General features: G+C 72.4%; 28 protein-coding genes and 1 pseudogene. 13 read left to right on the top strand and 16 right to left on the bottom strand.

Going from position 1 to position 26,595, the window contains the following annotated elements; translation table 11 throughout:
• Positions 1-189: 189 nt before the first annotated feature.
• From ACFW48_RS05190 to ACFW48_RS05175, 4 genes are read left to right on the top strand one after another with little or no spacing between them, the layout of a single operon-like run.
• Entirely contained in the window at positions 190-1,476 is a 1,287-nt protein-coding gene (locus tag ACFW48_RS05190; RefSeq protein WP_386310604.1) for an ABC transporter substrate-binding protein, read from the top strand.
• An 11-nt stretch (positions 1,477-1,487) separates the two neighbouring features.
• Entirely contained in the window at positions 1,488-2,441 is a 954-nt protein-coding gene (locus ACFW48_RS05185; RefSeq protein WP_386310602.1) for a carbohydrate ABC transporter permease, read from the top strand.
• Positions 2,442-2,447: 6 nt separating this feature from the next.
• Positions 2,448-3,275, top strand: a complete 828-nt coding sequence (locus ACFW48_RS05180; protein ID WP_386310601.1) for a carbohydrate ABC transporter permease — start codon at positions 2,448-2,450, stop codon at positions 3,273-3,275.
• A gap of 31 nt (positions 3,276-3,306) precedes the next feature.
• The gene (locus tag ACFW48_RS05175; RefSeq protein WP_386310599.1) at positions 3,307-4,686 is read left to right on the top strand and encodes a GH1 family beta-glucosidase; all 1,380 of its coding nucleotides are present in this window, start codon (positions 3,307-3,309) and stop codon (positions 4,684-4,686) included.
• Between the two features lie 38 nt (positions 4,687-4,724).
• Here the strand turns inward: ACFW48_RS05175 and ACFW48_RS05170 are convergent, their stop codons facing one another.
• Positions 4,725-5,966 (bottom strand): ROK family protein, encoded by a 1,242-nt coding sequence (locus ACFW48_RS05170; protein ID WP_386310597.1) that lies wholly within the window; start codon positions 5,964-5,966, stop codon positions 4,725-4,727.
• Between the two features lie 138 nt (positions 5,967-6,104).
• Between ACFW48_RS05170 and ACFW48_RS05165 the strand changes: the two genes are divergently transcribed.
• The 4 genes from ACFW48_RS05165 (at position 6,105) to ACFW48_RS05150 (ending at position 9,015) form a co-directional block, all read left to right on the top strand.
• Entirely contained in the window at positions 6,105-7,301 is a 1,197-nt protein-coding gene (locus ACFW48_RS05165; protein WP_386310595.1) for an MFS transporter, read from the top strand.
• A 76-nt stretch (positions 7,302-7,377) separates the two neighbouring features.
• The gene (locus ACFW48_RS05160; RefSeq protein WP_386310593.1) at positions 7,378-7,773 is read left to right on the top strand and encodes a VOC family protein; all 396 of its coding nucleotides are present in this window, start codon (positions 7,378-7,380) and stop codon (positions 7,771-7,773) included.
• A 109-nt stretch (positions 7,774-7,882) separates the two neighbouring features.
• Positions 7,883-8,623, top strand: coding sequence for a maleylpyruvate isomerase family mycothiol-dependent enzyme (locus ACFW48_RS05155; RefSeq protein WP_386310592.1), 741 nt, complete (start codon positions 7,883-7,885; stop codon positions 8,621-8,623).
• 107 nt (positions 8,624-8,730) lie between these two features.
• The gene (locus ACFW48_RS05150; protein WP_386310590.1) at positions 8,731-9,015 is read left to right on the top strand and encodes a DUF6332 family protein; all 285 of its coding nucleotides are present in this window, start codon (positions 8,731-8,733) and stop codon (positions 9,013-9,015) included.
• On the opposite strand, the gene ACFW48_RS05145 is transcribed toward ACFW48_RS05150, so the two are convergent.
• From ACFW48_RS05145 to ACFW48_RS05120, 6 genes and pseudogenes are all read right to left on the bottom strand, one after another.
• Positions 8,976-9,641, bottom strand: coding sequence for a response regulator (locus tag ACFW48_RS05145; protein ID WP_386310589.1), 666 nt, complete (start codon positions 9,639-9,641; stop codon positions 8,976-8,978). The genes ACFW48_RS05150 and ACFW48_RS05145 overlap by 40 nt on opposite strands.
• Positions 9,638-10,939 carry a histidine kinase gene (locus ACFW48_RS05140; protein ID WP_386310588.1) on the bottom strand — a complete coding sequence of 434 codons (1,302 nt, stop codon included), beginning with the start codon at positions 10,937-10,939 and terminating at the stop codon, positions 9,638-9,640. The genes ACFW48_RS05145 and ACFW48_RS05140 overlap by 4 nt, the downstream gene beginning before the upstream one ends.
• A gap of 53 nt (positions 10,940-10,992) precedes the next feature.
• Positions 10,993-11,238 carry a hypothetical protein gene (locus tag ACFW48_RS05135; protein ID WP_386310586.1) on the bottom strand — a complete coding sequence of 82 codons (246 nt, stop codon included), beginning with the start codon at positions 11,236-11,238 and terminating at the stop codon, positions 10,993-10,995.
• Positions 11,202-11,489: an MMPL family transporter gene (locus ACFW48_RS05130; protein ID WP_386310584.1), complete on the bottom strand. Its 288-nt coding sequence runs from the start codon at positions 11,487-11,489 to the stop codon at positions 11,202-11,204. Before ACFW48_RS05130 ends, ACFW48_RS05135 begins: the two co-directional genes overlap by 37 nt.
• A pseudogene (locus ACFW48_RS05125) lies at positions 11,468-11,904 on the bottom strand (TetR-like C-terminal domain-containing protein); the annotation flags it as partial. The pseudogene ACFW48_RS05125 and the gene ACFW48_RS05130, both read right to left, overlap by 22 nt.
• Before the next feature lie 61 nt (positions 11,905-11,965).
• A complete protein-coding gene (locus ACFW48_RS05120) occupies positions 11,966-13,243 on the bottom strand; it encodes a geranylgeranyl reductase family protein (RefSeq protein WP_386310582.1) in 1,278 nt (425 codons plus the stop codon).
• Positions 13,244-13,406: 163 nt separating this feature from the next.
• Between ACFW48_RS05120 and ACFW48_RS05115 the strand changes: the two genes are divergently transcribed.
• The gene (locus tag ACFW48_RS05115) at positions 13,407-14,762 is read left to right on the top strand and encodes a dipeptidase (protein WP_386310581.1); all 1,356 of its coding nucleotides are present in this window, start codon (positions 13,407-13,409) and stop codon (positions 14,760-14,762) included.
• A 73-nt stretch (positions 14,763-14,835) separates the two neighbouring features.
• A complete protein-coding gene (locus ACFW48_RS05110) occupies positions 14,836-15,543 on the top strand; it encodes an MBL fold metallo-hydrolase (protein ID WP_386310579.1) in 708 nt (235 codons plus the stop codon).
• 2 nt (positions 15,544-15,545) lie between these two features.
• Here the strand turns inward: ACFW48_RS05110 and ACFW48_RS05105 are convergent, their stop codons facing one another.
• From ACFW48_RS05105 to ACFW48_RS05095, 3 genes are all read right to left on the bottom strand, one after another.
• Positions 15,546-16,589: an NUDIX domain-containing protein gene (locus ACFW48_RS05105; protein ID WP_386310577.1), complete on the bottom strand. Its 1,044-nt coding sequence runs from the start codon at positions 16,587-16,589 to the stop codon at positions 15,546-15,548.
• 156 nt (positions 16,590-16,745) lie between these two features.
• The gene (locus ACFW48_RS05100; RefSeq protein WP_386310575.1) at positions 16,746-16,940 is read right to left on the bottom strand and encodes a hypothetical protein; all 195 of its coding nucleotides are present in this window, start codon (positions 16,938-16,940) and stop codon (positions 16,746-16,748) included.
• Between the two features lie 356 nt (positions 16,941-17,296).
• Positions 17,297-18,250, bottom strand: coding sequence for an ROK family protein (locus tag ACFW48_RS05095; RefSeq protein ID WP_386310573.1), 954 nt, complete (start codon positions 18,248-18,250; stop codon positions 17,297-17,299).
• Between the two features lie 219 nt (positions 18,251-18,469).
• On the opposite strand from ACFW48_RS05095, the gene ACFW48_RS05090 reads away from it, so the two are divergent.
• Together ACFW48_RS05090 and ACFW48_RS05085 are read left to right on the top strand one after the other, a co-directional pair.
• The gene (locus tag ACFW48_RS05090; RefSeq protein ID WP_386310571.1) at positions 18,470-19,546 is read left to right on the top strand and encodes a LacI family DNA-binding transcriptional regulator; all 1,077 of its coding nucleotides are present in this window, start codon (positions 18,470-18,472) and stop codon (positions 19,544-19,546) included.
• Positions 19,547-19,646: 100 nt separating this feature from the next.
• Positions 19,647-20,450 (top strand): hypothetical protein, encoded by an 804-nt coding sequence (locus tag ACFW48_RS05085; RefSeq protein WP_386311110.1) that lies wholly within the window; start codon positions 19,647-19,649, stop codon positions 20,448-20,450.
• On the opposite strand, the gene ACFW48_RS05080 is transcribed toward ACFW48_RS05085, so the two are convergent.
• From ACFW48_RS05080 to ACFW48_RS05060, 5 genes are all read right to left on the bottom strand, one after another.
• Entirely contained in the window at positions 20,431-21,729 is a 1,299-nt protein-coding gene (locus ACFW48_RS05080; protein WP_386310569.1) for a DUF6986 family protein, read from the bottom strand. The two genes, ACFW48_RS05085 and ACFW48_RS05080, sit on opposite strands and share 20 nt — an antisense overlap.
• 158 nt (positions 21,730-21,887) lie before the next feature.
• Positions 21,888-22,850, bottom strand: coding sequence for an electron transfer flavoprotein subunit alpha/FixB family protein (locus ACFW48_RS05075; RefSeq protein ID WP_386310567.1), 963 nt, complete (start codon positions 22,848-22,850; stop codon positions 21,888-21,890).
• Between the two features lie 55 nt (positions 22,851-22,905).
• On the bottom strand, positions 22,906-23,694 hold the full coding sequence (locus tag ACFW48_RS05070; RefSeq protein WP_121750475.1) for an electron transfer flavoprotein subunit beta/FixA family protein: 789 nt from the start codon (positions 23,692-23,694) through the stop codon (positions 22,906-22,908).
• 220 nt (positions 23,695-23,914) lie between these two features.
• Positions 23,915-24,424 carry a flavin reductase family protein gene (locus tag ACFW48_RS05065; protein WP_386310565.1) on the bottom strand — a complete coding sequence of 170 codons (510 nt, stop codon included), beginning with the start codon at positions 24,422-24,424 and terminating at the stop codon, positions 23,915-23,917.
• 146 nt (positions 24,425-24,570) lie between these two features.
• The gene (locus ACFW48_RS05060) at positions 24,571-24,993 is read right to left on the bottom strand and encodes a TlpA family protein disulfide reductase (RefSeq protein WP_386310564.1); all 423 of its coding nucleotides are present in this window, start codon (positions 24,991-24,993) and stop codon (positions 24,571-24,573) included.
• Positions 24,994-25,256: 263 nt separating this feature from the next.
• Between ACFW48_RS05060 and ACFW48_RS05055 the strand changes: the two genes are divergently transcribed.
• Positions 25,257-25,985 (top strand): lysophospholipid acyltransferase family protein, encoded by a 729-nt coding sequence (locus ACFW48_RS05055; protein WP_386310562.1) that lies wholly within the window; start codon positions 25,257-25,259, stop codon positions 25,983-25,985.
• A 10-nt stretch (positions 25,986-25,995) separates the two neighbouring features.
• On the opposite strand, the gene ACFW48_RS05050 is transcribed toward ACFW48_RS05055, so the two are convergent.
• Positions 25,996-26,568 carry a transglutaminase family protein gene (locus ACFW48_RS05050; RefSeq protein ID WP_386310560.1) on the bottom strand — a complete coding sequence of 191 codons (573 nt, stop codon included), beginning with the start codon at positions 26,566-26,568 and terminating at the stop codon, positions 25,996-25,998.
• Positions 26,569-26,595 lie beyond the last annotated feature (27 nt).

The raw sequence follows: 26,595 nt of genomic DNA, 5'->3' as shown, positions 1-26,595 counted from the left end.
ACCCTCGAACCGGGATCTACGGATTGACCAGGCATGATTACCCACCAGAGCAGCCCACTCACCCCACGAATTGGCGAGACCGAGGCCACTTTGCTCTAGCGCGACAGCACGCCCTTGACGTATTAGTCATCACATCAAACAAAACGGTCCGGCAGGGAAGCCGGACGGTACGACAGCAAGGGCCGCACCATGTCGAAGCGCTTCACCTCGCTCGCCTTGACAGCACACCCGCCGGCTGCCACGCGCCGCGGGCGAGGACGATCACGCCGAGCCGTCGCCCCGTTCGCCGCCGTCTCCGTCCTGGTCGCCGGGGCGGCGCTCACGGGCTGCGGACAGCAGCGCGACGCCGACGTGTACACCGTGATGAACTCCTCGACCGACGAGTCGTACCACCGCTGGGACGCGGAGGCGATGGCCCGCTGCGGCAAGCAACTGGGCATCACCATCGAGCAGCAGAGCGTTCCGGCGTCACAGGTGATGACGAAGGCACTGCGCATGGCATCGTCCAAGTCACTGCCGGACATCGTGCAGTTCGACGCGTCCGAGATGCCGACCTTCGCCGACGCCGGCGGCCTGGTCGACCTCCGGACCCTCGGACTGAGCACCGAGGACATCCCCGAGGGCATCGTCGACTTCGGCTCGTACCAGGGGACGTACTACGGCGCGGCCCGGTCCGTGAACACACTCGCGCTCTTCTACAACAAGGACGTCCTCGGCAAGGCGGGCGTCGAGGTGCCCACCACCTGGGCCCAGTTGCGCGAGAGCGCCGAAAAACTCACCCAGGGCAGGCGGTACGGGCTGGCGCTCAGCGCGGGTGGCGCGGAGGACGGCGTCTTCCAGTTCATGCCGTTCATGTGGTCCAACGGCGGTGACGAGACCGACCTCGACAGCCCGCGGGTAGTCGAGGCCCTCGACTACTGGAAGGGCCTGCTCAAGGACAGCTCGCTGTCGAAGTCGACGGTCAACTGGACGCAGGCGGACGTCAACGACCAGTTCATGGCCGGCAACGCGGCGATGATGATCAACGGGCCGTGGCAGGTGGAGACCCTCAACACCGACAAGTCGCTGCACTGGGGCATCGCGCCGATCCCGGTGCCCGAGGCCGGCGACGACTCCGTGGGCCCGCTCGGCGGCGCGGTGCTCACCGTGCCCAACACCGGGGACGAGGCACGGGAGAAGACGGCCGGGAGGATCGTCGCGTGCCTGGCGAGCGAGAAGGAGCAGCTGACCTACGCGCTCAACAGCTGGATGGTCCCGGCCAACGCCGAGGCCGCCGCCGTCTGGCGCGAACGGGTGCCCGAGCTGGACTCCCTCGCCGACCAGGTGGCCGTAGCCCGGTCCCGGACCGCGAAGCTCGGCGCCGGCTGGTCGAGCGTGTCGCTCGCCCTGCAGAGCGCCTTCCAGTCCGCCCTGACCGGCCAGTCCAGTGAGACCGCCCTGAAGCGCGCCCAGCAGCGGGCCACGAGCGGGAACTGAGGTACGCGCCCATGACCACGTCCACCGTCACCGCACAGACGCCGGCCAAGGCGTCCAAGACGGCCGCCGCGCCGGACCCGGCCCGGCTCAGGCGCCGGCGCCGGCTCGCGCAGTGGGGGTTCGTCGCCCCCGCCGTCGTCTTCATGCTGCTGTTCTTCGGCTACCCGCTCGTCCGCAACGTCGTGATGAGCTTTCAGCACTACACACCGAAGACGTTCTTCACCGGTGAGGCGCCCTTCAACGGCACCGACAACTGGTCCAACGTGTTCCAGGACGCCCTGTTCGGCAAGGCGCTGTGGCACACCCTCGTCTTCACCGCGGGCTCGCTGCTGGGGCAGTTCTGCATCGGCCTGGCGCTCGCGGTGTTCTTCAGCCGCCGCTTCCCGCTGAACGGTGTGCTGCGCTCGCTGATCCTGCTGCCCTGGCTGGTGCCCATGGTGGTGTCCGGCATCGTCTGGCGGCGCATCCTCGACCAGGACACGGGCGTGCTGAACTCCTTCCTGGACACCCTCGGCATCGCCGGCAGCACACCCTGGCTGACCAGCCCGGAGATGGCCCTCGTGTCGGTCGTCCTGGTCAACATCTGGATCGGCGTCCCGTTCAACATGGTCATCCTGTACGGCGGTCTCCAGGAGATCCCGAGGGAACTGCACGAGGCGGCCGCCCTGGACGGGGCATCGGCCTGGCGGACCTTCCGCTCCGTCACCCTGCCGTTGCTCAAGCCCGTCGTCACGGTCGTGCTCGTCCTCGGCTTCATGTCGACGGTCAAGATCCTCGACCTGATCCTCGCCCTCACCGACGGCGGGCCCGCCGACGCCACCCAGACGCTCGGCACGCTGACGTACCAGAACTCCTTCGTGCAGCTGGACTTCGGCGCGGGAGCCGTCGTCGGCAACGTACTCATCCTGATCTCCGCCGTGTTCGCGGTGTTCTACCTGCGGGCCAACCGCACCGAGGGGAAGTGACCGACGATGGCAACCCACACGCCCACCGCGTCCCGGCGCCGCTGGGGCTCCACCGTCGCCGGTGTGCTCGTCCTCGCCGTGATGCTGTTCCCGCTGTACTGGATGCTCAACACCGCGCTCCAGCCCGAGTCGGGGCTGCTCCAGGTCGACCCGGTGCCGGGCAGCCTGGACCTGTCCGGCTTCTCCAAGGCCGTCGGCGACCAGGGCGGGCACCTGCTGACCTCACTCGCCGTCTCGCTCGGCGCGGTCGCCATCTGCCTGGCGATCTCGGCGCCGGCGGCGTACGGGCTGGCGCGGTTCGGGCTGCGCGGCTCGCGCACCATCGTGTTCGGCACACTGATCACCCAGATGGTGCCGGGCATCGTCATCGCCAACGCGCTCTACAACTCGTACGTCGACCTGGGCCTGGTCAACTCCTACTTCGGCCTGATGCTGGCGGACGCGTCGCTGGGCATCCCGTTCTCCATCGTGCTGATGCGGTCCTTCATGGTGTCGATCCCGGGCGAGGTGATCGAGGCCGCGCAGATCGACGGTGCCGGACCGGTGCGGACGTTCGTGCGGGTGGTGCTGCCGATGAGCCGCAACTCACTGATCACGTCGGGGCTGTTCGCGTTCCTGTTCTCGTGGAGCGACTTCATGTTCGCGCTGACCCTGAACACGACCGACGACGTCAAGCCCATCACCCTGGGTATCTACCAGTACATCGGCGCGCACGTCGGCGACTGGGGCTCGGTGATGGCCGCCTCCGTGCTCTCCGCGGTGCCGGCGGCGATCCTGCTCGTCCTCGCCCAGAAGTACATCGCCGCCGGGATCACCGGCGGATCCGTCAAGTGACCCGCGTATACATGGAGATGAGCTGCACAGCATGAGCGACTACCCCAGCTTCCCGCCCGGCTTCGTCCTGGGCGCCGCGACCGCCTCGTACCAGATCGAGGGCGCGGCACGGGAGGACGGCCGCGGTCCGTCGATCTGGGACACGTACAGCCACACCCCCGGCCTGGTGGTGAACGGCGACACCGGTGACGTGGCCTGCGACCACTACCACCGCTACCCCGAGGACGTGGCACTGCTGCGCGACCTGGGCGTGGACTCGTACCGCTTCTCGATCGCCTGGCCGCGCATCGTGCCGGAGGGCTCGGGCACGGTGAACCCGAAGGGTCTGGACTTCTACTCCCGCCTGGTCGACGAACTGCTCGCGGCGGGCATCGAGCCGGCCGCCACCCTCTACCACTGGGACCTGCCGCAGGCGCTGGAAGACCGGGGCGGCTGGCGGGTGCGGGAGACGGCGGAGCGGTTCGCCGAGTACACGGCCGTGGTCGCGGAGCACCTGGGCGACCGGGTGCCGCGCTGGATCACCCTCAACGAGCCGTGGTGCAGCTCCTTCCTCGGCTACTCCATCGGCCGGCACGCACCCGGCGCCAAGGAGGGCCGGGGCGCCCTGGCCGCCGCCCACCACCTGCTGGTCGGCCACGGTCTGGCGATGTCGGCGCTGCGGGCGGCCGGGGTGCGCGAGGCGGGCATCACGCTCAACCTGGACCGCAACCTGCCGGCCACCGACTCCCCCGCCGACCTGGCGGCCGTGGTCCGCGCGGACACCCAGCACAACCTGGTGTGGACCGAGCCGATCCTCGCGGGCCGCTACCCGGCCACCGAGGAGGAGACCTGGGGCGAGCTGATCACCGGGGAGGACTTCCGGCGGGACGGCGACCTGGAACTGATCTCCCAGCCACTGGACTTCCTGGGCGTCAACTACTACCGGCCGATCGTGGTCGCCGACGCCCCGCACCGCGAGAGCGACCCGGCGCGGCGCGTGGCGACCGACAACCGCTACGAGGAGGTACGGCTCCCCGGCGTCCGGCACACCGCGATGAACTGGCCGGTCGTCCCTGACTCCTTCACCGACCTGCTCGTCCAGCTGAAGAAGCAGTACGGTGACGCGCTTCCGCCGATCCACATCACGGAGAACGGCTCGGCGGAGGACGACGCGCCCGCCGCCGACGGCACGGTGCACGACGCCGACCGCGTCGCCTACCTGCGCGACCACCTCGGCGCGCTGCGGGCGGCGATGGACGCGGGCGTGGACGTACGCGGCTACTACGTGTGGTCGCTGCTGGACAACTTCGAGTGGGCGTACGGCTACGACAAGCGGTTCGGCATCGTCCGGGTCGACTACGACACGCAGGAGCGCACACCGAAGGACAGCTATCGCTGGTACCGGGAGATGATCGCCGCGAACCGCACCTGACGTGGAGCGTGGGGGGCTCGGCCGAGCGACCCCCCACGTCAGCTCTGCTCGCGCTCGGCGCACGCCGCCGGGTCGGCCAGCACCTCGCGGACGATCACGCCGGCCGCGCCCCGGGCCGCGTCACCGAGGGAGGACGACGCGCGCAGCCGCTTCCCGTCCTCGCCCCACAGCCCCGAGACGACGCGGAGCGCGAGCTCGCGGGCGACGGCGGGGGCCAGCCAGTCCATCAGCTCGCGGTAGACACCGCCGAGCATCACCGCGTCGGGGTCGAAGAGGTTCACCGCGCCCGACACCACGACGCCCAACTGCCGCCCGGCGCGCCCGATCGCCGACAGGGCGGCCGGGTCGCCCCGCCGGGCGCGGCGTTCGAGCTCGGCGACGCCCTGCACGCCCGCGTCCGCGTCGATGCCCGCGGCCCCCAGCAGCGCGGCCTGACCGGCGTACTGCTCCAGGCAGCCGCGCGCCCCGCACCGGCACAGCGGTCCGTCCGGATCGACGACCATGTGCCCGATCTCACCGGCGAACCCGTGCGCGCCGCGCAGTAGTTCGCCCTCCAGCACCAGGGCGCCGCCGATGCCGATCTCACCGGTCAGGTACAGGAAGCTGCGTACGCCCTCGGTGCCCGCGCCGAACCACAGCTCGGCGAGTGCGGCGGTGTTGGCCTCGTTGTCGGAGCTGACCGGCAGGGGGCGGTGGGCGGGGCGCAGGGCGAGGAGCGCCTGGGCGAACAGCCCCTCCACCGCCACCCGTTGCCACCCCAGGTTGGGGGCCTGGCGCACGGTGCCGCCGGCCACCAGGCCCGGCAGCGCGACGTGGACGCCGGCCGGTGCGAGGCCCTGTTCGGCCGCCGAACCGATGGCGCGGGCCGCCAGCCGGGCCGCACGGGCCAGCACCTCGGAGGGCTGGACCCCGCGGTTGTCGAAGTGCTCCACGAGCCGGACCCGGTCGGTGCCGGCGAGGTCGACGACGCACACGGTGACGTAGTCGATGTTGATCTCGACGCCCAGGCCCGCCGGGCCCGACCGGGACACCTTCAGGACGGTGCCGGGCCGCCCCGCCTGACCGCTGCTGGTCTTGCCCCACTCGGAGACGAAGCCGTACTCCAGCAACTGCTCGACCAGGGACGACACCGCCGCCCGGGTCAGTCCGACATGCGTGGCGATACCGGCCCGGGTCGCCTCCCCCGCGTCGTGCACGGCTCTCAGGACCAGGCTGAGGTTGTGCCGTCTGACCGTGGCCTTGTCGGCCTTCGGCTCCAGGGGGGTGAGGTTGTTCTTCATGGTGGTGTCGAGCGTATGCGACGTCGGGGGCGCCGCCCCGCGCGCCCGGCGCCCGGCCGGGACGCCCTTGCCCCGACCCCGCCGCACCCCTAGCCTGACTTTGTGCCGCAAATAAACAAAACCCGATCGCACAACGCCGTGCCGGGCCCCAGCGACAACCTCACCCGCCTCCGCATCGCCCTGACCGCCTTCTTCGCGCTCGACGGCTTCATATTCGCCGGGTGGGTCGTGCGGATCCCCGCCATCAAGGAGCAGACCGGCGCCTCCGCCAGCGCCCTGGGGATGGCGCTGCTCGGTGTCTCGGCGGGTGCCGTCGTCACCATGACGCTCACCGGACGGCTGGTCCGCCGCTACGGCAGCCACCCCGTCACCGTCGCCTGCGCGGTCCTGCTCTGCCTCAGCGTCGCCCTGCCCCCGCTCACCCACTCCGCGCTCGCTCTCGGCGCCGTACTGCTGCTGTTCGGCAGCGCGTACGGCGGGATCAACGTCGCCTTCAACAGCGCCGCCGTCGACCTGGTGGCCGTACTGCGGCGCCCGATCATGCCCAGTTTCCACGCGGCGTTCAGCCTGGGCGGCATGATCGGCGCCGGGCTCGGCGGGCTCGTCGCCGGGTCCCTGTCGCCGGTGCGGCACCTGCTCGGTCTCACCGTGATCGGACTGCTCGTCACCCTGGTCGCGGGCCGCGCCCTGCTGCGCTGCGAACCCGCCGCGCCGCCCGACCGTACCGACCGGGCCGACCGCGCCCCGCGCCGGCTCGACCGCCGCACGCGCCGCCTCGTCATCACCTTCGGCCTGATCGCCCTGTGCACGGCGTACGGCGAGGGCGCCATGGCCGACTGGGGTGCCCTGCACCTGGAGCAGGACCTCGACGCGTCGCCGGGCATGGCGGCGGCGGGCTACTCCTGTTTCGCGCTCGCCATGACCGTCGGCCGGCTGACCGGCACGACGCTGCTGGAGCGCCTCGGCCGGACGACCACGGTGGTGGCCGGCGGCTCGACCGCCGTGGCCGGCATGCTGCTCGGCTCACTCGCCCCCTCCGTGTGGGCGGCGCTGTTCGGCTTCGCGATCACCGGGCTCGGGCTCGCCAACATCTTCCCGGTCGCGGTCGAACGGGCCGGCGCCCTGGGCGGCCCCAGTGGCGTCGCGACCGCGTCCACCCTGGGTTACGGCGGCATGCTGCTCGGGCCGCCCGCCATCGGCTTCATGGCCGACTGGTTCTCCCTGCCCGCCGCGCTCACCAGCGTGGCGGCGCTGGCGGCGGTGGCGGTACTCGTCGCGATCGCGACCCGGCGCGCGGCGGGTGCCACGGAAGCCGCAGCCGGTACTCCGCGGTAGCCGGAGTCGGTACTCTGCGGTGGCGTGTGGCCTGTGGCCTGTGGCGGACCCCGCTACCCGACTGGGAGGATCCCACATGACCAGTAAGTTCACCGAGCTTGCGATCGACTGTGCCGATCCCGGTGGTCTCGCCCGGTTCTGGTGCTCGGTCCTCGACTACGAGGTCCAGGAGGAGGACGAGGACGACGGAGTCGTCTCCATTGGCTCCCCCATGGTGCCCGAAGGCAAGGACCGTCTCGGCCCCGTGCCACCGACGCTGACATTCGCGCGCGTTCCCGAGGGCAAGACCGTCAAGAACAGGCTCCACATCGACGTCAACCCCACCGACCGGGAACAGGACGAAGAGGTCCGTCGCCTGCTCGGCCTGGGCGCCCGACACGCCGACGTCGGCCGGACGGGCGACGAGAGCTGGGTCACGCTCGCCGACCCGGAGGGGAACGAGTTCTGCGTCCTGGCGGGCCGCCACCCCTGACCGGAGGCCGCACACCGCGCCGGAGTTGTTTCCGGTCGCCCGCCCACGTTCACACGGACACGATCCGAACCTTGTCCTCGAGCCCGCTCCATCCGGCACACTCCCTGCCATGGAGACTGCCACGTTCGTCGAAATCCTGTACCGCGAGGGTGTGTTGCTCGCCTTGGCCGCCGAGGCGGCGGGCGTCGACGCCAAGGTGCCGACCTGCCCCGGCTGGCAGGTGCGGGACCTGCTGCGGCACACGGGGATGGTGCACCGCTGGGCTGCGGCGATCGTCGCCGAGGGGCACACCGGCCCCCGCCCCGACGGCGGCCTGCCCGACCTCGACGGCTCCGCGCTCCTGACCTGGTTCCGCGCGGGCCACGGGCAGCTCGTCGACACTCTCGCCGGCGCCTCGCCCGACGTGCGCTGCTGGCACTTCCTGCCCGCGCCGTCGCCCCTGGCCTTCTGGGCCCGACGGCAGGCGCACGAGACGACCGTGCACCGGATCGACGCCGAGTCGGCCAGGGGCGGCGCCCCCACCGGCATCGGCGTGGACTTCGCGGTGGACGGCATCGACGAGTTGCTGTGCGCCTTCCACGCCCGTCCGAAGAGCGCGGTTCGCACCGAGGAGCCCCGCACACTGCGGGTGCGGGCGACGGACGTGCCCGGCGCCGTGTGGACCGTGCGGCTGTCGGCACGGCCACCGGAGACCGGGCGCGGCGACGCCGGGGACACCGACTGCGAGCTGACCGGACCCGCCGCGCGGCTGTACCCGGCGCTGTGGAACCGCCTCCCGTTCCCGCAAGTGACCGGCGACGCCTCCCTCGCCGCGTTGTGGCGTGAGAAGTCGGGCGTCACCTGGAACTGAGCCGGACCGCGCGCACCGGGTGCGGATGTGGCGGTTGTGGTCGACGTCGCGCCGCTGTGGTCGACGTCGCACTGCCGATTCGGCGCATGTCTGGGAGGCTTACCGGCATGAACACCTACGGGGGACGGCGTACACAGGGTGAGCGGGACGCGATCACGGTCGAGATCGGGTACGCGCTGTGCAGCGCGGCGTTCGCGGCGGCCGTCCTGTTCGGGGCCGTGGCGGGGCCGGCGTACCTCTTCGGCCTGCCGCCCGGCGTGCGGGACGTGCTCGTCGGCTCGGGCGCGGTGCTGGCCGTGGTGGTGTTCTTCGTCCGTGTGGTGAGCGTGCTGGTCCGGTTCGCGCGCGGCGTTCAGCCCAGCCAGCCCGGCCGTACCAACCCCGACTCGTAGGCCAGCACGACCAGTTGGGCCCGGTCGCGGGCGCCCAGCTTCACCATCGTGCGGCTGACGTGGGTCTTGGCGGTGAGCGGGCTGACGACCAGACGCCGGGCGATCTCCTCGTTGGACAGGCCGATGCCGACCAGGGCCATCACCTCCCGTTCCCGCTCGGTCAGCCGGGCCAGTTCGCCGGCCGCCGCGGGCTCCTTGGAGCGGGCCGCGAACTCGGCGATCAGGCGGCGCGTCACCCCCGGCGAGAGCAGCGCGTCACCGTCGACCACCGCCCGTACGGCGCGCAGGAGTTCCTCGGGTTCGGTGTCCTTGACCAGAAAGCCGGAGGCACCGGAACGGATCGCCTCGAAGACGTACTCGTCGAGTTCGAAGGTGGTCAGCATGACGACCTTCACGTCCCGCAGGCCGGCGTCCCCGGTGATCCGGCGGGTCGCGGCCAGGCCGTCGAGGAGGGGCATGCGGATGTCCATCAGGACGACGTCGGGGCGCAGTTCGCGGATCGCGCGCACCGCCTCCTCGCCGTCGGCGGCCTCTGCGGCCACCTCGATGTCCGGCTGCGCGTCCAGCAGCGCCCGGAAGCCGGCCCGTACCAGTGACTGGTCGTCGGCAAGCAGTACGCGGATCACCGGTCCTCCTCCTTGGCGTCCTTGACGGCTCTGGCGTCCTGCACGGCTCTGGCGTCCTGGACGTCCGTGACTTCTCCGGCGTGCTTCACGTCGATCGGCAGGGCCGCGAGCACCCGGAAGCCGCCGTCGGGGCGCGGGCCCGCCTCGATGGTGCCACCCAGCGCCGCCGCCCGCTCCCGCATCCCGGCCAGCCCGTTGCCGCTGCCGCCCGCCTCGGCGCCGGTCGCGGGACCGTCGTCGTCGACGCGCAGCCGCAGCGTGCCGCCGTCCCGGCCGAGGTGCACGCGCGCGTGCCGCGAACCCGAGTGCCGTACGACGTTGGTGAGGGCCTCCTGGACGATACGGAACGCGGCCAGGTCGGCACCGGGCGACAGCCGCGGCGGCTCCCCTGCCACCTCGACGGTGAGACCCGCGCTCGCCGCCTGTTCGACCAGTTCGGGAAGCCGGTCCAGCCCGGGGGCCGGCGCGCGGGGCGCGTCCCCGGGGGTGCGGAGCGTGTCGAGAACCTGGCGCACCTCGCCGAGCGCCTCCTTGCTCTTGGCCTTGATGGTGGTGAGCGCGGAGCGGGCCTGCTCCGGATCCGTGTCGAGGAGGGCGAGACCGACGCCGGCCTGCACATTGATGACGGAGATGCTGTGGGCGAGGACGTCGTGCAGTTCGCGGGCGATCCGCAGCCGCTCCTCGTCCGCGCGCCGCTTGGCCGCCTGGGCCCGTTCGGCCCGCTCCCGCGCCCACTGCTCGCGTCGGGTCCGGGTCAGCTCCGACAGGGCCACGATGGCCACCACCCAGGTGGCGATCACGATCTCCTGGCCCCAGGACGCGGCCGAGTCCCCGGACGGCGGCAGCCACTGGTAGAGCCAGTGCGTCAGCAGGGCCAGCCCGGCCCACATCGTCCCCATCGCCGCCCACGCGGCTCTGCGGTGCCCGGCGACGACGGCGCTGAAGCAGGCCACCGCGACTGCCACGAACACCGGCCCGTACGGGTATCCGACGAAGAGGTAGACGAGGGTGGTGACCGCCGTGCCGAACACCACGGGCACCGGGCACCGCCGCCGCCACAGCAGCGCTGCTCCCGTCAGGAACAGCAGCACGCGCGCGAAGGGGTCCAGCGGGACCCGCTCACTCTCCTGGGCATGGGCGGCGAAGTTGGAGCCGACCAGCACGAACGCCGTGGTCAGCGCCGTGGAGCGCCAGGGCCACCGGGCGGAGTGCTCCTCCTCGCCCCGGTGGTTCCACCACGGGGGCCCGTGCCGCCACCACTGCGGCGGCCCGCTCCCGTGCTCGCGCTGTCCGTCCATGACCGCCACGCTAGACGCCGCGTGCCGCGGGCGGCGTCACCCGCGCGTGGTGATCACACGTACTCCCGGCGAAGTACGTCCTCCCCGCCCCGGCCGTCCGCCCTGTCGGCACCGTCCACCCTGTCCGCCGGGGACCGCGCCGGCGCCTCCTTCACCCGGAAGCGGCGCAGCGGTCGCGGCGCCCACCAGTTCGCGCGCCCCGCGAGCCGCATCGTCACCGGCAGCAGCACCACCCGGACGAGGGTGGCGTCGACGACGACGGTCAGCGCGGTGCCGATCCCCAGTTCCCCCAGGAACACGACGCCGCTGGTGGCGTACGACAGGAAGGAGGCGCGAGGATGCCGGCCGCGGCGGTGATCAGCGGGGCGCTGCGCCTGATGCCCTCGCCGACCGCCCGTACGGTGTCCCCGGTGCGCTGGTGCTCCTCCGTGACGCGCGCCGGCAGGAAGACCTCGTGGTCCATGGACAGGCCGTACGCCACGCAGGACATCAGCACCGGGCTGCTGGGCTCGATGGAACCGGTCGGGGTCAAGCCGAGCAGCCCGGCCACCAGCACGATCCCGACGGCCCCCGGGACCCCGTCCCGCCCCGCTGAGGGAAGACCAGGCCCACCCCGTGGGCGAGCCGCTCCGCCGCGTGGCGGAAGAACGTCTCCCCGTCCTCCACGACCCGGTCGAACTGCCCGAACAGCTCGAACCCGACCAGCCCGAACAGCTCGGCCCAGGCGGTCACGAACGCCGCCACCGTCTCCAGTGGCAGGTCGAGGGCGAAATCCGCCGCCATCCGGTGGGCCTCGGGTCGCAGTTCGGCGGGCAACGGCGGCTTGCCGAGGCCCGGGCCTGGTGCGCGTCGCGCACGATGCCGGTGAACACGTAGGCCACCCGGGCGGCGGCCGGGACGGTGTCGTCGGGCGCGGTGTAGCCGGGCACCGGCGAACCGTAGATCAGCGCGTACTCGTGGACTCCTCCGAGACGGAGCTGCGCCGCATCGCACCGGACCACCCGGTGTTCCGGATCGTGACCGAGATCAAGAGGTGATCTCGTCACCAGCGGGGTTCGCGGTGCCCGGCGCTCCCGCCGAGCCCTCCGCGCCCGCGGGCCGGCGGTCGATCGCCGCAAGTGCCCGCTGCGCCAGCGGATGGCCGCGAACCAGCTCACCCAGCGAGGTCGATCCCTGCGTGATGTCCTTGAACGCCTTCCAGGCCGGACGGAATCCGGTCAGGGCCGCGTGGAAGAGCCCCGGCCGGCGTTCGAACACCGCCAGCATCCGCTTGCCGACGCTCATCTCCACACCCAGCCCGGCCTTGATGGCGAAGGCGTAGTTCAGGGCCTGCTTGCGCGCGTCCACGGCGTCGTGCGCCTCGGAGATCCGCACCGCCCACTCCCCCGCGAGCCTCCCCGAGCGCAGCGCGAAGGAGATCCCCTCGCGCGTCCACGGCTCCAGGAGCCCCGCCGCGTCCCCGCAGACCAGCACCCGGCCGCGCGACAGCGGCGAGTCGTCGGCACGGCAGCGCGTCAGGTGGCCGGAGAAGACGCTCGGTTCGAAGCCGGCGAGGCCGAGCCGGCCGACGAAGTCCTCCAGGTACCGCTTGGTCGCCGCGCCCTCGCCGCGCGCCGAGATCACACCCACGGTCAGCGTGTCGCCCTTGGGGAAGACCCAGCCGTAGCTGCCGGGCATCGGCCCCCAGTCGATGAGGGCCCGCCCCTTCCAGTCCTCGGCGACCGTCTCCGGCACCGGGATCTCCGCCTCCAGGCCGAGGTCGACCTGGTCGAGCTTGACCCCGACGTGCGCCCCTATCCGGCTGGCGCTGCCGTCCGCGCCGACGACGGCCCGCGCGAGTACCGTCTCTCCACCCTGAAGGACGACGGCGACCGTGCGCCGGTCCGGCACCGCGGACCCGTGCTGCTCCACCCGCGTCACCGTCGCCCCGGTGCGCAGTTCGGCGCCCGCCTTCTGGGCGTGCTCGACGAGTTGCTGGTCGAACTCGGGCCGGTTGATCAGCCCGAACAGCATCTGCCGGGAGCGCCTGGTCCGGGTGAACCGCCCGTTGTTCGAGAACGTCACCGCGTGCACACGGTCCCGGAAGGGCAGTTCGAAACCGGGCGGGAGGGTGTCGCGCGAGGGACCGATGATGCCACCGCCGCACGTTTTGTAGCGGGGCAGGTCCGCCTTCTCCAGCAACAGCACGCGCCGCCCCGCGACCGCCGCCGCATAGGCGGCCGAGGCCCCCGCGGGTCCCGCGCCCACCACGACCACGTCCCAGACCTGACGCGCGTCGTCCGCCGAAGAGTTCTCGCTGCTCACGATGGTCTACTGCTCCCAACAAACCGCATGCCGCACCTGACCCCCGCATCCTACGGCGGGCATCGCCGCAGGCCACTGTGGGAGGATCGGGCCTACCAATCCCAGTACACGTCGTACTCCGCGTACTCCTCGGTACAACGTCGCACCCACAAGGAGCGTGCCCATGTCGTCGAATCCGGTCGCCGAGACCGTCTCCTCCCTGATGCCCAGGGCCAAGGAGGAGCTCACCGCACTGGTGGCCTTCAAATCGGTGGCGGACTTCGACCAGTTCCCGCGCGGTGAGAGCGTGGGCGCGGCCAACTGGATAGCGGCCGCGCTGCGCGCCGAGGGCTTCCAGGACGTGGACCTGCTCGACACACCGGACGGCACCCAGTCGGTGTACGGGTACCTGCCCGGGCCCGAGGGTGCCAAGACGGTGCTGCTCTACGCCCACTACGACGTGCAGCCGCCGTTGGACGAGGCCGGCTGGGTCACCCCGCCGTTCGAGCTGACCGAGCGCGACGGCCGCTGGTACGGGCGCGGCGCGGCCGACTGCAAGGGCGGCATGCTCATGCACCTGCTCGCGCTGCGCGCGCTGAAGGCGAACGGCGGCGTCCCGGTGCACGTCAAGGTGATCGCCGAGGGTTCGGAGGAGCAGGGCACGGGCGGCCTGGAGCGGTACGCCGAGCAGCACCCCGACCTGCTCGCCGCCGACACCATCGTCATCGGCGACGCGGGCAACTTCCGGGTCGGGCTGCCGACGGTCACCTCGACGCTGCGCGGCATGACCCTCGTCCGCGTCCGGGTCGACACGCTCGAGGGCAATCTGCACTCGGGCCAGTTCGGCGGCGCGGCCCCCGACGCGCTGGCCGCCCTGATCCGCGTACTGGACTCGCTGCGCGCCGAGGACGGTTCCACGGCCGTCGACGGACTGGCGGCGGACAGCCGGTGGGACGGCCTGGCGTACGACGAGGAGCAGTTCCGCCGGGACGCCCGGGTGCTGGACGGCGTGGAGCTGATCGGTTCCGGCTCGGTCGCCGACCGGATCTGGGCACGCCCGGCCGTCACGGTGCTCGGCATCGACTGCCCGCCGGTCGTCGGCGCGACCCCGTCGGTGCAGGCGGGCGCCCGCGCGCTGATCAGTCTGCGGGTGCCGCCGGGCGTGGACGCCGCCGAGGCCACCAAGCTGCTCCAGGCCCACCTGGAGGCGCGTACTCCGTGGGGTGCCCGGATCGGCGTCGAGCAGATCGGTCAGGGCCAGGCGTTCCGTGCCGACACCACCAGTCCGGCGTACCAGGCCATGGCGGACGCGATGGCGATGGCGTATCCCGGCGAGGAGATGCAGTACGCCGGTCAGGGCGGCTCCATCCCGCTGTGCAACACCCTGGCCGCGCTGTACCCGCGGGCGGAGATCCTGCTGATCGGCCTGAGCGAGCCGGAGGCGCAGATCCACGCCGTGAACGAGAGCGTGTCGCCCGAGGAGCTTGAGCGGCTGTCGGTGGCGGAGGCGCTGTTCCTGCGCAACTACGCCGCGAGCTGAACCCGGCGGGCTCCGGTTCTGCCGTCGGCAGAGGAGCCTCGCCACCCGGCGGGGCCCTGCCTACGGTCGTTCCATGGACGTCATCGAACTCCTCCCCCGCCTGCACCTGCTCCGCTTCCCGGTCGGCCAGGCCTACCTCTGGCGCGACGGCGACGACGACCTGACGCTGATCGACGCCGGGCCGGCCGGGTCGGGCGAGCGCATCGCCGCCTCGGCCGCGGCTCTCGGTCGCGTACGGCGTGTCGTCCTGACCCACTTCCACGAGGATCACGTGGGCGGGGCGCGGGAGGTCGCCGCGCTCACCGGGGCGGAGGTGGTGGCCCACGCCTTGGAGGCGCCGGTGGTGCGGGGCGAGGTGCCGGGCCCGCCGCCCGTGTTCGAGGACTGGGAGCGCCCGTTGCACGCGGACGCCGTCCGACGGCTTCCGCAGGGCGGATTCGACCGGCCGGCGCGGGTGACCGAGGTGTCCGACGGCGATGTCCTGGACTTCGGCGGCGGGGCGCGCGTCGTCCACGCCCCGGGTCACACGGACGGCAGTATCGGGCTGCATCTCCCGCGGCACGGCGTGCTGTTCACGGGGGACGCCGTCGCCGCGTCGCCGGTCGACGGCAGCGTCATGCTCGGTGTGTTCAACGTCGACCGGGACCGGTCCGTCGGCTCCTTCGGGCGGTTGGCCGACCTCGACACGGACGTGGCCTGCTTCGGTCACGGCGATCCGGTGACCGGCGGGGCCGGGGAGGCGCTGCGGGCCTCGGCGCGGACCTACGGGGCGGTCGGCTGACGTCAGCCGACCGGGGTGCCCGCCTCCAGGTACAGTGCCGCGCCGCGTTCCCGGGCCCGCAGGGCCCAGCGCAGCCGCTCGTAGCGGACCGGGGGCAGCAGGCCGGCGGCCTCGTCCTCGCTGACGAAGCGCCAGTCGCGCAGTTCGGGGCCGGGCAGCAGCACGCGGGCGGCGTCGGCGGAGCCGAGCCGGCCGCCGTCGAAGAGGAGCCGCAGTCCGCCGTAGCCGGGGGGCACGGGCGATTCCCAGTCGACGACCAGCAGGGCGGGTACGTCGTCGAGGCGGATCCCGGTCTCCTCGGCGACCTCGCGCATCCCGGCGCGGGCGGGGGCCTCGCCGGGTTCGACCACGCCGCCGGGGAACTCCCAGCCGGGCTTGTAGGTGGGGTCGACGAGCAGCACCCGGTCCTGCTCGTCGAAGAGCAGGACGCCGGCGGCGAGGGTCTCGGCGGTGGGCTCGGGCGTCTGCACGATGTCACAGGCCGGTACGGCGCCGGTGCCGACGGCCTCGGCGATCCGGGCGGCGGCCTCGTACGGGGAGAGCGCGCCGGTGTCGATCGGGTGGGCGTCGGCGGTCAGCCAGGAGGCGAGGGCGGCACGGTACGGATCGATGTGGTCGTAGGACCACTGCCGCACGCGTATCTCGCCGTCGGGCAGGTCCTCCGGTATCTCGCGGCCGGCTATACGCTCCCGCAGGATCGTTTCGGCCGGAGCGAGCAGGACGTGCCGGACCGCGATCCGGCGGGCGGCGAGGCCGCCGAAGATCTCGTCGCGGTACTCCTGCCGCAGCAGTGTCATGGGGACCACGAGGGTCCCACCGAGCTCCGCGAGCATCGCGGCCGCCGTGTCGGTCACCAGACGGCGCCAGATCGGCAGGTCCTGGAAGTCCCCGACCTCGGCGAGGCGTTTGGGCGGCAGCAGGTGTGCGAGTGCGCCGCCGATGACCTCGGGGTCGAAGAGTGTGCTGTTCGGGATCAGTTCGATCAGTTCCCGGGCGGTGGTGGTCTTCCCCGCACCGAACGCGCCGTTGATCCAGACGACGGTCACAGGTCCCCCTCTTCTGTTGGCCCCCTGTGGCTTGCCCGCTCCACCCTGCCACGGAAACCAGGCCCAGTTGAGGGCGTACGACAGCGGCGCCGGCGCCCCCCGGGGGAGGGACACCGGCGCCGTGTGGGCCGGGTGGTGCGTGACGGGCGGTGTGCGTCAGCCCAGCTGCCCGAGGGCGTCGTCGTCCACGTCCAGGCTGTCGACGGCGACGGTGTCCTGGACGGTGCTGACGGTGTCCTGCACGTCGAGGTTGAGCGGGAGGTCGCTCGGGGCGGCGTGAGAGGGGCTGACGGCCGCGACGACGAAACCGGTGGCGAGGGACGCGATGGCGAGCATGCTGCGCTTCTTCATGCCTGCTTCAACTGCGCGACGGCGTCGGGGTCACGGGTGCGGGCCCGGGAGCGGCGGAATCGACCCCGGGCTCCCCGCTCGGGGCCCCGGGCCCGGCCGGCCTCCGTCTGCCGCCCTTCCGCCTGCCGGGCCCGGGTGTCCCGCGCTCGTACTCCCGCGCTCGGGCTGCCGGCCACTCATCGGCGCGCCCCGCGCACCCGCCCGCCCACGCCCGCGCGCACACGAACACGCATCGGTTCGAGGTCGGCCCGATGCCGACGCGCGGGCACCACCCGACACACAGGCACCACCCGACATGCAGACACCACTGACACGCAGGCACCACCCGGTGCTCGCGGCACCACCCCGTGTTCGGTTCAGACCCGCGCCGGAGTGGCGCCCGCCGTCATCGTGAGTGCCGCCGCGGCCGCCCCCACCAGCCCCGCGTCCGTGCCCATCTGGGCGGGCACGACGGCCAGGCGCTGCACGAAGGACAGGGTCGCGTAGTCGGTCAGGGCCTTGCGCAGGGGAGCGAAGAGCACGTCGCCCGCCTTGCCGACGCCTCCGCCGACCACGGCGATGTCGATCTCGACGAGGGTCGCGGTGGCGGCGATGCCGGCGGCCAGTGCCTGCGCGGCCCGTTCGAAGGAGGCCACGGCGACGGGGTCGCCCAGGCGGGCGGCGGCGGCGACCGCGGCGGCGGAGGTGTCGCCGTCCGGTCCGGGGCGCCAGCCGGCGTCGAGGGCGCGCCGCGCGATGTTGGGGCCGCTCGCTATGCGCTCCACGCAGCCGCGCGCACCGCACGGGCACGGATCGCCGTCCAGGTCCACACTGATGTGGCCGATGTGGCCCGCGTTGCCGGTCGGGCCGGGGTGCAGCCGGCCGCCCAGGACCAGACCGCCGCCGACGCCCGTAGAGACCACCATGCACAGCGCGTTGTCGTGGCCGCGGGCGGCGCCCTGCCAGTGTTCGGCCGCCGTGATGGCCACGCCGTCGCCGATCAACTCGACCGGCAGGTCACCGGCGGCGGCGCGGACCCGCCGGACGAGCGGGTAGTCACGCCAGCCGGGCACGTTCACCGGGCTGACCGTGCCGGCGGAGGCGTCCACCGGGCCGGCGCTGCCGATGCCGACGGCCGTCACCCGGCCCCACAGCGGCGACGCGGTCAGTTCCCCGAGCACCGCCTCGACGGCCCGCATCACGGTGTCGCCGTCCTCCCGGGCGGGCGTGGCACGCTGCGCGCGCGCCTGGATGCGGCCGTGGCCGTCCACCAGCGCCCCGGCGATCTTGGTGCCGCCGATGTCCAGCGCTGCCACGAGGTCGGTGTGCATCAGAGTCGGATCTCCCCGTCGGACCGAAAAAAGCAAAAAATGACGAACACAAGAGCGCGCAGCGGTCCGGCCCCACGGTGGGGACGAGGGCCGGAGAGTGCGATGGACAGTGTCTCCCGCATCTGACAACGTTGTCCAGGCTCTATGCTCGACGCCACATCCTCATACAAACGCATGACCGACACATCCCCCGTGGACGACAGGAGCCGACGCACTCCCGTGGACGACAGGACAGGACACCGCATCGTGCCCGACGCGACCCGCCGCGCAGACCGCCTCCCCGGGAACCGTTACGGCAACCGCCCGACCATGAAGGACGTCGCCGCCCGGGCCGGGGTCGGTCTCAAGACCGTCTCCCGGGTGGTCAACGGGGAGCCGGGCGTCACCCCGGAGACCGAGCGCCGCGTCCAGGAGGCCATCGACGCGCTCGGCTTCCGCCGCAACGACAGCGCGCGAGTGCTCCGCAAGGGCCGCACCGCCAGCATCGGCCTGGTCCTGGAGGACCTGGCCGATCCCTTCTACGGGCCGCTCAGCCGTGCCGTGGAGGAGGTGGCCCGCGCCCACGGCGCCCTGCTGATCAACGGGTCCAGCGCGGAGGACCCGGACCGCGAGCAGGAGCTGGTGCTGGCGCTGTGCGCGCGGCGCGTGGACGGGCTGGTGGTGATTCCCGCCGGGGACGACCACCGGTATCTGGAGCCGGAGCTGAAGGCGGGCGTCGCCACGGTGTTCGTGGACCGTCCGGCGGGGCAGATCGACGCGGACGTGGTGGTGTCCGACAACTTCGGCGGCGCCCGCGACGGCGTGGCGCACCTCATCGCTCACGGACACCGCAGGATCGGCTTCATCGGCGACATGCCCCGCATCCACACCGCCGCCGAGCGGCTGCGCGGCTACCGGGCCGCCATGGAGGACGCCGGCATACCGGTGAAGGACTCCTGGATGTCGCTGGGCGTCACCGACCCCGTGCGGGTACGCCGGGCGGCCGAGGAGATGCTCACCGACCCGCACCCGGTCACCGCGATCTTCACCGGCAACAACCGGGTGACGGTGACCGTGATCCGCGTCCTCGCCGAGCACGCGCGCGGCGTCGCCCTGGTCGGCTTCGACGACATCGAGCTGGCCGACCTGCTCCAGCCGGGCGTCACCGTGGTCGCCCAGGACGCGGCGGCCCTCGGCCGCACCGCCGCCGAGCGGCTCTTCCGGCAGCTGGACGGCACCCTGATCGCGCCCGATCGCATCGAACTGCCGACCAGGCTGGTCACCCGGGGCTCGGGCGAGCTGCCACCGGCGGACTGAGCGGCCCGTGTCGAAACCACTGAGCGGGGGCCCTGCCCAGCCGCCCCGGCCCCCGCGGAGCGGCCGCGCGCCCGCACGCCCCACCGGCGAGGACCGGACGCTGCGGGCGCTCGGCCTGGCCGGCGTGCCGCGGGAGGAGCCGCTGCTGTACCCGGGCGCGTGGCCCCGGGAGTCGGGGCTGCTGGACGGGGACCGGCTGCTGCCGCTGGACGGGCCGGTCCACGAGGACCGGGACGGCAGGGTTCCCGTGCTCGCGATCGGCTCCAACGCCAGCCCGGGCCAGCTGCGGCACAAGATGGCCGAGTTCGGGATCGACTCGCCGATCCCGATGGTCAGGACGCGGGTCACCGGCGTCGACATCGGAGTGTCCGCCCATGTGAGCCGCATGGGCTACGTGTCCGCCTCGCCGGTGGGCGCCCCGGGCGTCGTACGGGAGCTGTTCGTCCTCTGGCTCGACGCCGAGCAGCTGGCCGTGATCGACGCGAGCGAGGGCGTGCCGATGGCGTCCGGCAACTTCGACCGCGTCTGGCTCCCGGCACCCGACGTGCGTGTCGAGCCGGCGGACTGGGACGGCACGGTGCTGCGCGGCGCGTACGCCTACGTCAACCGCCACGGCGTCCTGCACGACGGCGCCGGAGAACCACGCCGGCACCCGGGCGATCAGCGCGTCCTGATCACCGAGCTGCTGCGGGGGTCGGCCCGGCTGCGGGAGCTGTTCGGGACGACGCCCGAGGAGTTCTGCGCGCGGGCGCGGGCCGACCGGCGGCTGTGTGCGCGGGGGACGCGGCTGTTCGCCGAGGAGAAGCGGGTGACCGCGTCCGGCCTGGAGCGGTACGTGCGCTCCGGCCGGACCGGCGAGCCCCTCCCCCGCACCCAGCCGCCGCCTACTGCGCCGATGCCGTGAGGTCACCGCGCCGCGGGGACGAGAAGCCCTCCAGGTCGGCGCGGGTCAGGCCGGTCAGCCGGGCGACCTCGCCGATGTCGAGGGCGCCGCAGTCCAGGCCGCGCAGCAGGTAGCCGCTGAGGGCCTTCGCGGTGGCGGGCTCGTCCATGACGTCGCCGCCGGTGCGGTTGGCGTAGCGGGCGAGACGGGCGGCGGCCTGCTCGAAGCCCTCTCGGTAGAAGGCGAAGACCGCCGCGTACCGGGTGGGGATGTGGCCGGGGTGCATGTCCCAGCCCTGGTAGTAGGCGCGGGCGAGGGCGCGGCGGGTGAGGCCGAAGTGCAGGCGCCAGGCGTCGTGCACCTTCTCGGTGGGGCCGACGGGCAGGACGTTGGTGGAGCCGTCGGAGACGCGTACGCCGGTGCCGGCGGCGGCCACCTGCATGATCGCCTTGGCGTGGTCGGCGGCCGGGTGGTCGCTGGCCTGGTACGCGGCGGAGACGCCGAGGCAGGCGCTGTAGTCGAAGGTGCCGTAGTGCAGTCCGGTGGCGCGGCCCTCGGCGGCCTGGATCATGCGGGCGACGGCGGCGGTGCCGTCGGCCGCCAGGATGGACTGACTGGTCTCGATCTGGATCTCGAAGCCGATCCGGCCGGGCTCCAGGCCGCGCGCCTTCTCGAACCCCTCCAGGAGCCGCACCATGGCGGTGACCTGCTCGGGGTAGGTCACCTTCGGCAGGGTGAGGACCAGCCCGTCCGGGAGACCGCCGGCCTCCATCAGGCCGCTGAGGAACACGTCGAGCGTACGGATGCCCCGGGCGCGCACCGGGGCCTCCATGCACTTCATGCGGATGCCCATGTACGGGGCCGCCGTGCCCTGCTGGTACGCCTCGGCGATCAGCCGGGCCGCGCGGGCGGCGGCCTGGTCCTCCTCGGCGTCCGTGCGGTTGCCGTAGCCGTCCTCGAAGTCGACGCGGAGGTCCTCGATCGGCTCGCGCTCCAGCTTGGCGCGCACACGGGTGTACACGGGCTCGGCGAGGTCGTCGGTGAGGCCGAGGGCGGCGGCGAAGGAGGCGGCGTCGGGGGCGTGTTCGTCGAGGGCGGCGAGCGCCTGATCACCCCAGGAGCGGATCGTGTCGGCGGCGAAGACGTCACCGGGGACGTAGACGGTGTGGACGGGCTGCCGGGTGCCCGGGTCTCCGGGGTAGAGGCGCTCCAGCTCCGCGTCGACCGGCGCGAGGGAGGCACTGATCTCCTCGCCGACGCCGCCCGCGAGACTCGTCGCCACCTTCTCCTGCTGACCCATCCCACACCCTCCTGTTTTCCGCTGAACGGAATCAATAATCCGTAGAGCGAAGTTATCTGCCGGTCTCTCGCCGGTCAACACCATCCTGCGCAGACGCCGAGGCCCCCGCGACCAGGAAGGACGGTCGCGGGGGCCTCGGCCGGTGCTGCGAGCGGATGTCAGCCCTTGCGGGTCTTGACTTCCTCGGTGAGCTGCGGGACGACGTCGAAGAGGTCGCCGACCACGCCGTAGTCGACCAGGTCGAAGATCGGGGCCTCGGCGTCCTTGTTGATCGCCACGATCGTCTTCGAGGTCTGCATGCCGGCGCGGTGCTGGATCGCGCCCGAGATGCCGGAGGCGATGTACAGCTGCGGCGAGACGGACTTGCCGGTCTGGCCGACCTGGTTGGTGTGCGGGTACCAGCCGGCGTCCACCGCGGCACGCGAGGCGCCGACGGCCGCGCCGAGCGAGTCGGCGAGCGCCTCGATGATCGCGAAGTTCTCCGCGCCGTTGACGCCACGGCCACCGGAGACGACGATCGCGGCCTCGGTCAGCTCCGGACGGCCGGTCGACTCACGCGGGGTGCGCGCGGTGACCTTGGTGCCGGTCGCCTGGGCGGAGAAGGACACCGACAGTGCCTCGACCGCGCCGGCGGCCGGGGCGGGCTCGACGGCCGCGCTGTTCGGCTTGACCGTGATGACCGGGGTGCCCTTGGAGACGCGGGACTTGGTGGTGAAGGCGGCGGCGAACACCGACTGGGTCGCCACCGGGCCCTCGTCACCGGCCTCCAGGTCGACGGCGTCGGTGATGATGCCCGAGCCCAGACGCAGCGCCAGGCGGGCGGCGATCTCCTTGCCCTCGGCGGAGGACGGGACCAGCACGGCGGCCGGGGACACGGCCTCGTGGGCGGCCTGGAGGGCGTCCACCTTCGGCACGACCAGGTAGTCGGCGTACTCGGCGGCCTCGTGGGTGAGGACCTTGACCGCGCCGTGCTCGGCGAGGGTGGCGGCGGTGTCGGCGGCGCCGTTGCCGAGGGCCACGGCGACCGGCTCGCCGACGCGGCGGGCGAGGGTCAGCAGTTCCAGGGTGGGCTTGCGGACGGCACCGTCCACGTGATCGACGTAGACGAGAACTTCAGCCATGGGACTTCTTCTCTCCTGCTTGCGAGATGTGAGGGGCGGTCGGCGAATCCGGGGCTCAGATGAACTTCTGGCCCGCGAGGAACTCGGCGAGCTGCTTGCCGCCCTCGCCCTCGTCCTTGACGATCGTGCCCGCGGTGCGCGCCGGGCGCTCGGCCGCGGAGTCGACCTTCGTGTAGGCGTTCTCGAGACCGACCTCGTCCTCGTCGATGTCGAGGTCGGACAGGTCCCAGGACTCCACCGGCTTCTTCTTGGCCGCCATGATGCCCTTGAAGGAGGGGTAACGCGCCTCGCCCGACTGGTCGGTGACCGACACGACGGCCGGCAGCGACGCCTCCAGCTGCTCCGTGGCGGAGTCGCCGTCGCGGCGGCCCTTCACGGTGCCGTCCTCGACGGAGACCTCGGACAGCAGCGTCACCTGCGGCACGCCCAGACGCTCGGCGAGCAGCGCCGGGACGACACCCATGGTGCCGTCGGTGGAGGCCATGCCGGAGATGACCAGGTCGTAGCCGGCCTTCTCGACGGCCTTGGCCAGGACCAGGGAGGTGCCGATGGCGTCGGTGCCGTGCAGGTCGTCGTCCTCGACGTGGATCGCCTTGTCCGCGCCCATGGACAGCGCCTTGCGCAGCGCGTCCTTCGCGTCCTCCGGCCCCACCGTCAGGACGGTGATCTCCACGTCGTCGTCGGAGTTCTCCGAGATCTGCAGCGCCTGCTCGACCGCGTACTCGTCCAGCTCGGAGAGCAGACCGTCCACGTCGTCCCGGTCGACGGTCAGGTCATCGGCGAAGTGCCGGTCGCCAGTGGCGTCGGGCACGTACTTCACAGTGACAACGATCCTCAAGCTCACGCCGGCTCTCCTACTGCGTCGACATTTCAGTGCTGCCTCTTGCAGGCAGCATAGGCGCCCCAAGCGGCCGATCCCGGTCGGGGCGACCCGCGCTCCGCCCGGAATATTACTCGTCAGTACATCCAGTTCTTTCCCGCTAAGCAAGCGCTTTGAACTGTGACCTTCGCAACGCAGCGTAACCGGAACCCGACGGCTTCGCGGAAGCGCCCCCGGTGACCGGTCAGTCACGCAGACCGTTGTAACGCCCCTGGTGGTAGAGCAGTGGACTGCCGGCACCCGTGGGGTCGCCGAGGAGAACCTCGGCCAGCACGATGCGGTGGTCCCCCGCGGGCACCCGGCCGGCCACGCGGCACACGAGCCAGGCGAGGACGCCGTCCAGCACGGGCACGCCCTCGGGCCCCTCGCGCCAGGCGGTCGGCGCCGCGAAACGGTCGGCGCCGCTGCGGGCGAAGGTGGCCGCCAGGTCCTCCTGGTGGTCGCCGAGCAGGTGGACGCCGACGTACTCGGCCTCGGACACGGCGGGCCAGCTGGACGAGCCGGTACCGATGCCGAACGACAGCATCGGCGGCTCGGCGGAGACGGAGGTGAGGGAGGTGGCCGTGAAGCCGACCGGGCCGGCGTCACCGCGGGCGGTGATCACGGCGACTCCCGCCGCGTGCCGCCGGAAGGCGGACCGCAGCAGGTCGGCGGTGGCGAGCCGCGGCGCGGCGACGTCGGGTGTGACCGTCATACGGGGTGTCCTTCTGCGTTGCGCCTCGGTCCGGGGGGCGGGGAGCGAGGGCCTACGGGCAGGCTGACGACGGGTGGCACACACAGTCAAATACGTCCTGGGATGCGGAGGCTGTGGAGAACGCCTCACCGGTGACGTGGCGGTGGTCACACCGCCTCGCCCAGTGCGGCGATCACGTCCGCCTTGCGCGGCTGCCCGACGGCGCGCCGCACGACGCGACCGCCGGCGTCGAGGACCAGCACGGTCGGGGTCTTGAGCACCCCGAGTGCGCGGACGAGCTCCAGGCGGGCCTCGGCGTCGATCTCGACGTGACTGACGCCAGGGACCATGCCGGCCACCTCACCGAGAACCCGCCGGGTGGCCCGGCAGGGGGCGCAGAAGGCGCTGGAGAACTGCACGAGCGTGGCGCGCGCGCCGAGCTCCGCGCCCAGGTCGGCCGGGTCGAGCCGCGGACCGGAGGCGTCGAGCCGCGCGCCGGAGGCGTCTAGCCGCGCGCCGGAGGTGTCGAGTCGCCCGCCGTCGCCCTGCTCGCGCACCCGTTCGCCCCTGTTCCGCCGCCATCGCGGCACTCCTGGGCGCGCGTGACCCGCGCGCCACCACTCGGTCGTCCCCAGGTGCAGCGTTCGCGGGACGCCTGGGATTCCCGGCTCACCGTCGTGTTTCGGCCACGAAACGGCCGACGAAGTGATGAGGATCTCGCCGCGGGCGGGCACCAAGGCTGGTACACCGGCCGTTCTTGGGGCACGATCTGCGAAAGCCGTAAACCTACGGCTGCGTAACTTTCGACTGGGAGCCCCCTTCCCAGGCTGACAAGGAAGGGTCCGACCCGCCCATGGCAGAACTCGCCTACCGCCCGGCCATCGGTCTCGCTCGCACCCTGTTCAAGGTGTGGGACCTCAAGATCGACTGCCAGGGCTCGGAGAACATCCCGCGCTCGGGCGGCGCCGTGCTGGTGAGCAACCACATCAGCTACCTGGACTTCATCTTCGACGGCCTGGCGGCGCTGCCCCAGAAGCGGCTGGTGCGCTTCATGGCGAAGGAGTCGGTCTTCCGGCACCGGGTCTCCGGTCCACTGATGCGCAACATGAAGCACATCCCGGTGGACCGCAAGCAGGGCGAGGCGGCGTACGCGCACGCCCTGGACTCGCTGCGGTCCGGCGAGATCGTCGGAGTCTTCCCGGAGGCCACGATCTCCGAGTCGTTCACGCTGAAGAGCTTCAAGTCGGGCGCCGCCCGCCTGGCGCAGGAGGCGGGCGTCCCGCTGATCCCGATGGCGTTGTGGGGCACACAGCGGCTGTGGACCAAGGGCCACCCGCGCAACTTCAAGCGCAGCCACATCCCGATCACGATCCGGGTCGGCGAGGCCATGGAGGCCTCCCGCGAGCAGTACGCGGGCGCCATCACCCGCCGGCTGCGCGGGCGGGTGCAGGAGCTGCTGGAGGCCGCGCAGCGCGCCTACCCGGCGCGCCCCAAGGGGGCGGACGACACCTGGTGGATGCCGGCCCATCTCGGCGGTACCGCGCCGACGCAGGAGCAGCTGCGCACGGCCGAGGCGCGCTGAGCCGAGCGCGTCACAGGGCGGGCGGCAGCGTCGCCCACAGGTGGGGCCGGTCGGTGGCCGCCCTCAACACGTCCACCACGGCCGGATGGGGCGCGGCGTACAGGTCCGGGTAGTCCGCCTCGCCGGCCGCGGTGTCCGGCGTGAAGGCCAGCTGCTCCCGCCCCAGGGAGAACTGCGCGTTCACGCCGGGCTTGTTGCCGCGTGGGTCCTGCCGGTGCCAGGCACCGTTGAACCGCACGGCGACCAGCCCGTGCACCACGTCGAACCGCTGGTAGCACAGCGCGGTCGGGATGTCCTCGGCCCGTAGCAGCGCGGTCAGCGCGTGGGCCTTGGCGTAGCAGATGCCGGTGCGCTGCTCCAGGACGTCGGAGGCGCGCCAGGTGACGCGGGGGTCACCGGAGTCCTGTGAGTGCGGGATGGTGTCGCGCACGAACTCGAAGGCCAGTCGCGCATAGGCATACGAGTCTTCCGCCTCCTGAGCGAGCCGCCCGGCCACCTCCCGTACGCGCGGATGGTCGTGGTCGATGACCTCGTCGGCGGCCAGGTAGGCGGACAGATCAGGGGTTTTCTGGATCAGCTCCATGCCCGCAGAGCATAGGAAAGCGATCAC

Origin of the sequence: Streptomyces sp. NPDC058812 (assembly GCF_042744565.1) — a bacterium.
GTDB classification, from domain to species: domain Bacteria; phylum Actinomycetota; class Actinomycetes; order Streptomycetales; family Streptomycetaceae; genus Streptomyces; species Streptomyces thinghirensis.
The sequence above is the reverse complement of the archived record's forward strand: the minus strand, read 5'-3'. Positions and strand labels throughout refer to the sequence as shown.

Excerpts from the sequence above, each read along its gene's own strand:
- ACFW48_RS05190 (WP_386310604.1), top strand. The coding sequence starts at position 190 with ATGTCGAAGCGCTTCACCTCGCTCGCCTTGACAGCACACCCGCCGGCT.
- ACFW48_RS05185 (WP_386310602.1), top strand. The coding sequence starts at position 1,488 with ATGACCACGTCCACCGTCACCGCACAGACGCCGGCCAAGGCGTCCAAG.
- ACFW48_RS05180 (WP_386310601.1), top strand. The coding sequence starts at position 2,448 with ATGGCAACCCACACGCCCACCGCGTCCCGGCGCCGCTGGGGCTCCACC.
- ACFW48_RS05175 (WP_386310599.1), top strand. The coding sequence starts at position 3,307 with ATGAGCGACTACCCCAGCTTCCCGCCCGGCTTCGTCCTGGGCGCCGCG.
- ACFW48_RS05170 (WP_386310597.1), bottom strand. The coding sequence starts at position 5,966 with ATGAAGAACAACCTCACCCCCCTGGAGCCGAAGGCCGACAAGGCCACG.
- ACFW48_RS05160 (WP_386310593.1), top strand. The coding sequence starts at position 7,378 with ATGACCAGTAAGTTCACCGAGCTTGCGATCGACTGTGCCGATCCCGGT.
- ACFW48_RS05155 (WP_386310592.1), top strand. The coding sequence starts at position 7,883 with ATGGAGACTGCCACGTTCGTCGAAATCCTGTACCGCGAGGGTGTGTTG.
- ACFW48_RS05150 (WP_386310590.1), top strand. The coding sequence starts at position 8,731 with ATGAACACCTACGGGGGACGGCGTACACAGGGTGAGCGGGACGCGATC.
- ACFW48_RS05140 (WP_386310588.1), bottom strand. The coding sequence starts at position 10,939 with ATGGACGGACAGCGCGAGCACGGGAGCGGGCCGCCGCAGTGGTGGCGG.
- ACFW48_RS05115 (WP_386310581.1), top strand. The coding sequence starts at position 13,407 with ATGTCGTCGAATCCGGTCGCCGAGACCGTCTCCTCCCTGATGCCCAGG.
- ACFW48_RS05110 (WP_386310579.1), top strand. The coding sequence starts at position 14,836 with ATGGACGTCATCGAACTCCTCCCCCGCCTGCACCTGCTCCGCTTCCCG.
- ACFW48_RS05100 (WP_386310575.1), bottom strand. The coding sequence starts at position 16,940 with ATGAAGAAGCGCAGCATGCTCGCCATCGCGTCCCTCGCCACCGGTTTC.
- ACFW48_RS05095 (WP_386310573.1), bottom strand. The coding sequence starts at position 18,250 with ATGCACACCGACCTCGTGGCAGCGCTGGACATCGGCGGCACCAAGATC.
- ACFW48_RS05080 (WP_386310569.1), bottom strand. The coding sequence starts at position 21,729 with ATGGGTCAGCAGGAGAAGGTGGCGACGAGTCTCGCGGGCGGCGTCGGC.
- ACFW48_RS05075 (WP_386310567.1), bottom strand. The coding sequence starts at position 22,850 with ATGGCTGAAGTTCTCGTCTACGTCGATCACGTGGACGGTGCCGTCCGC.
- ACFW48_RS05065 (WP_386310565.1), bottom strand. The coding sequence starts at position 24,424 with ATGACGGTCACACCCGACGTCGCCGCGCCGCGGCTCGCCACCGCCGAC.
- ACFW48_RS05055 (WP_386310562.1), top strand. The coding sequence starts at position 25,257 with ATGGCAGAACTCGCCTACCGCCCGGCCATCGGTCTCGCTCGCACCCTG.
- ACFW48_RS05050 (WP_386310560.1), bottom strand. The coding sequence starts at position 26,568 with ATGGAGCTGATCCAGAAAACCCCTGATCTGTCCGCCTACCTGGCCGCC.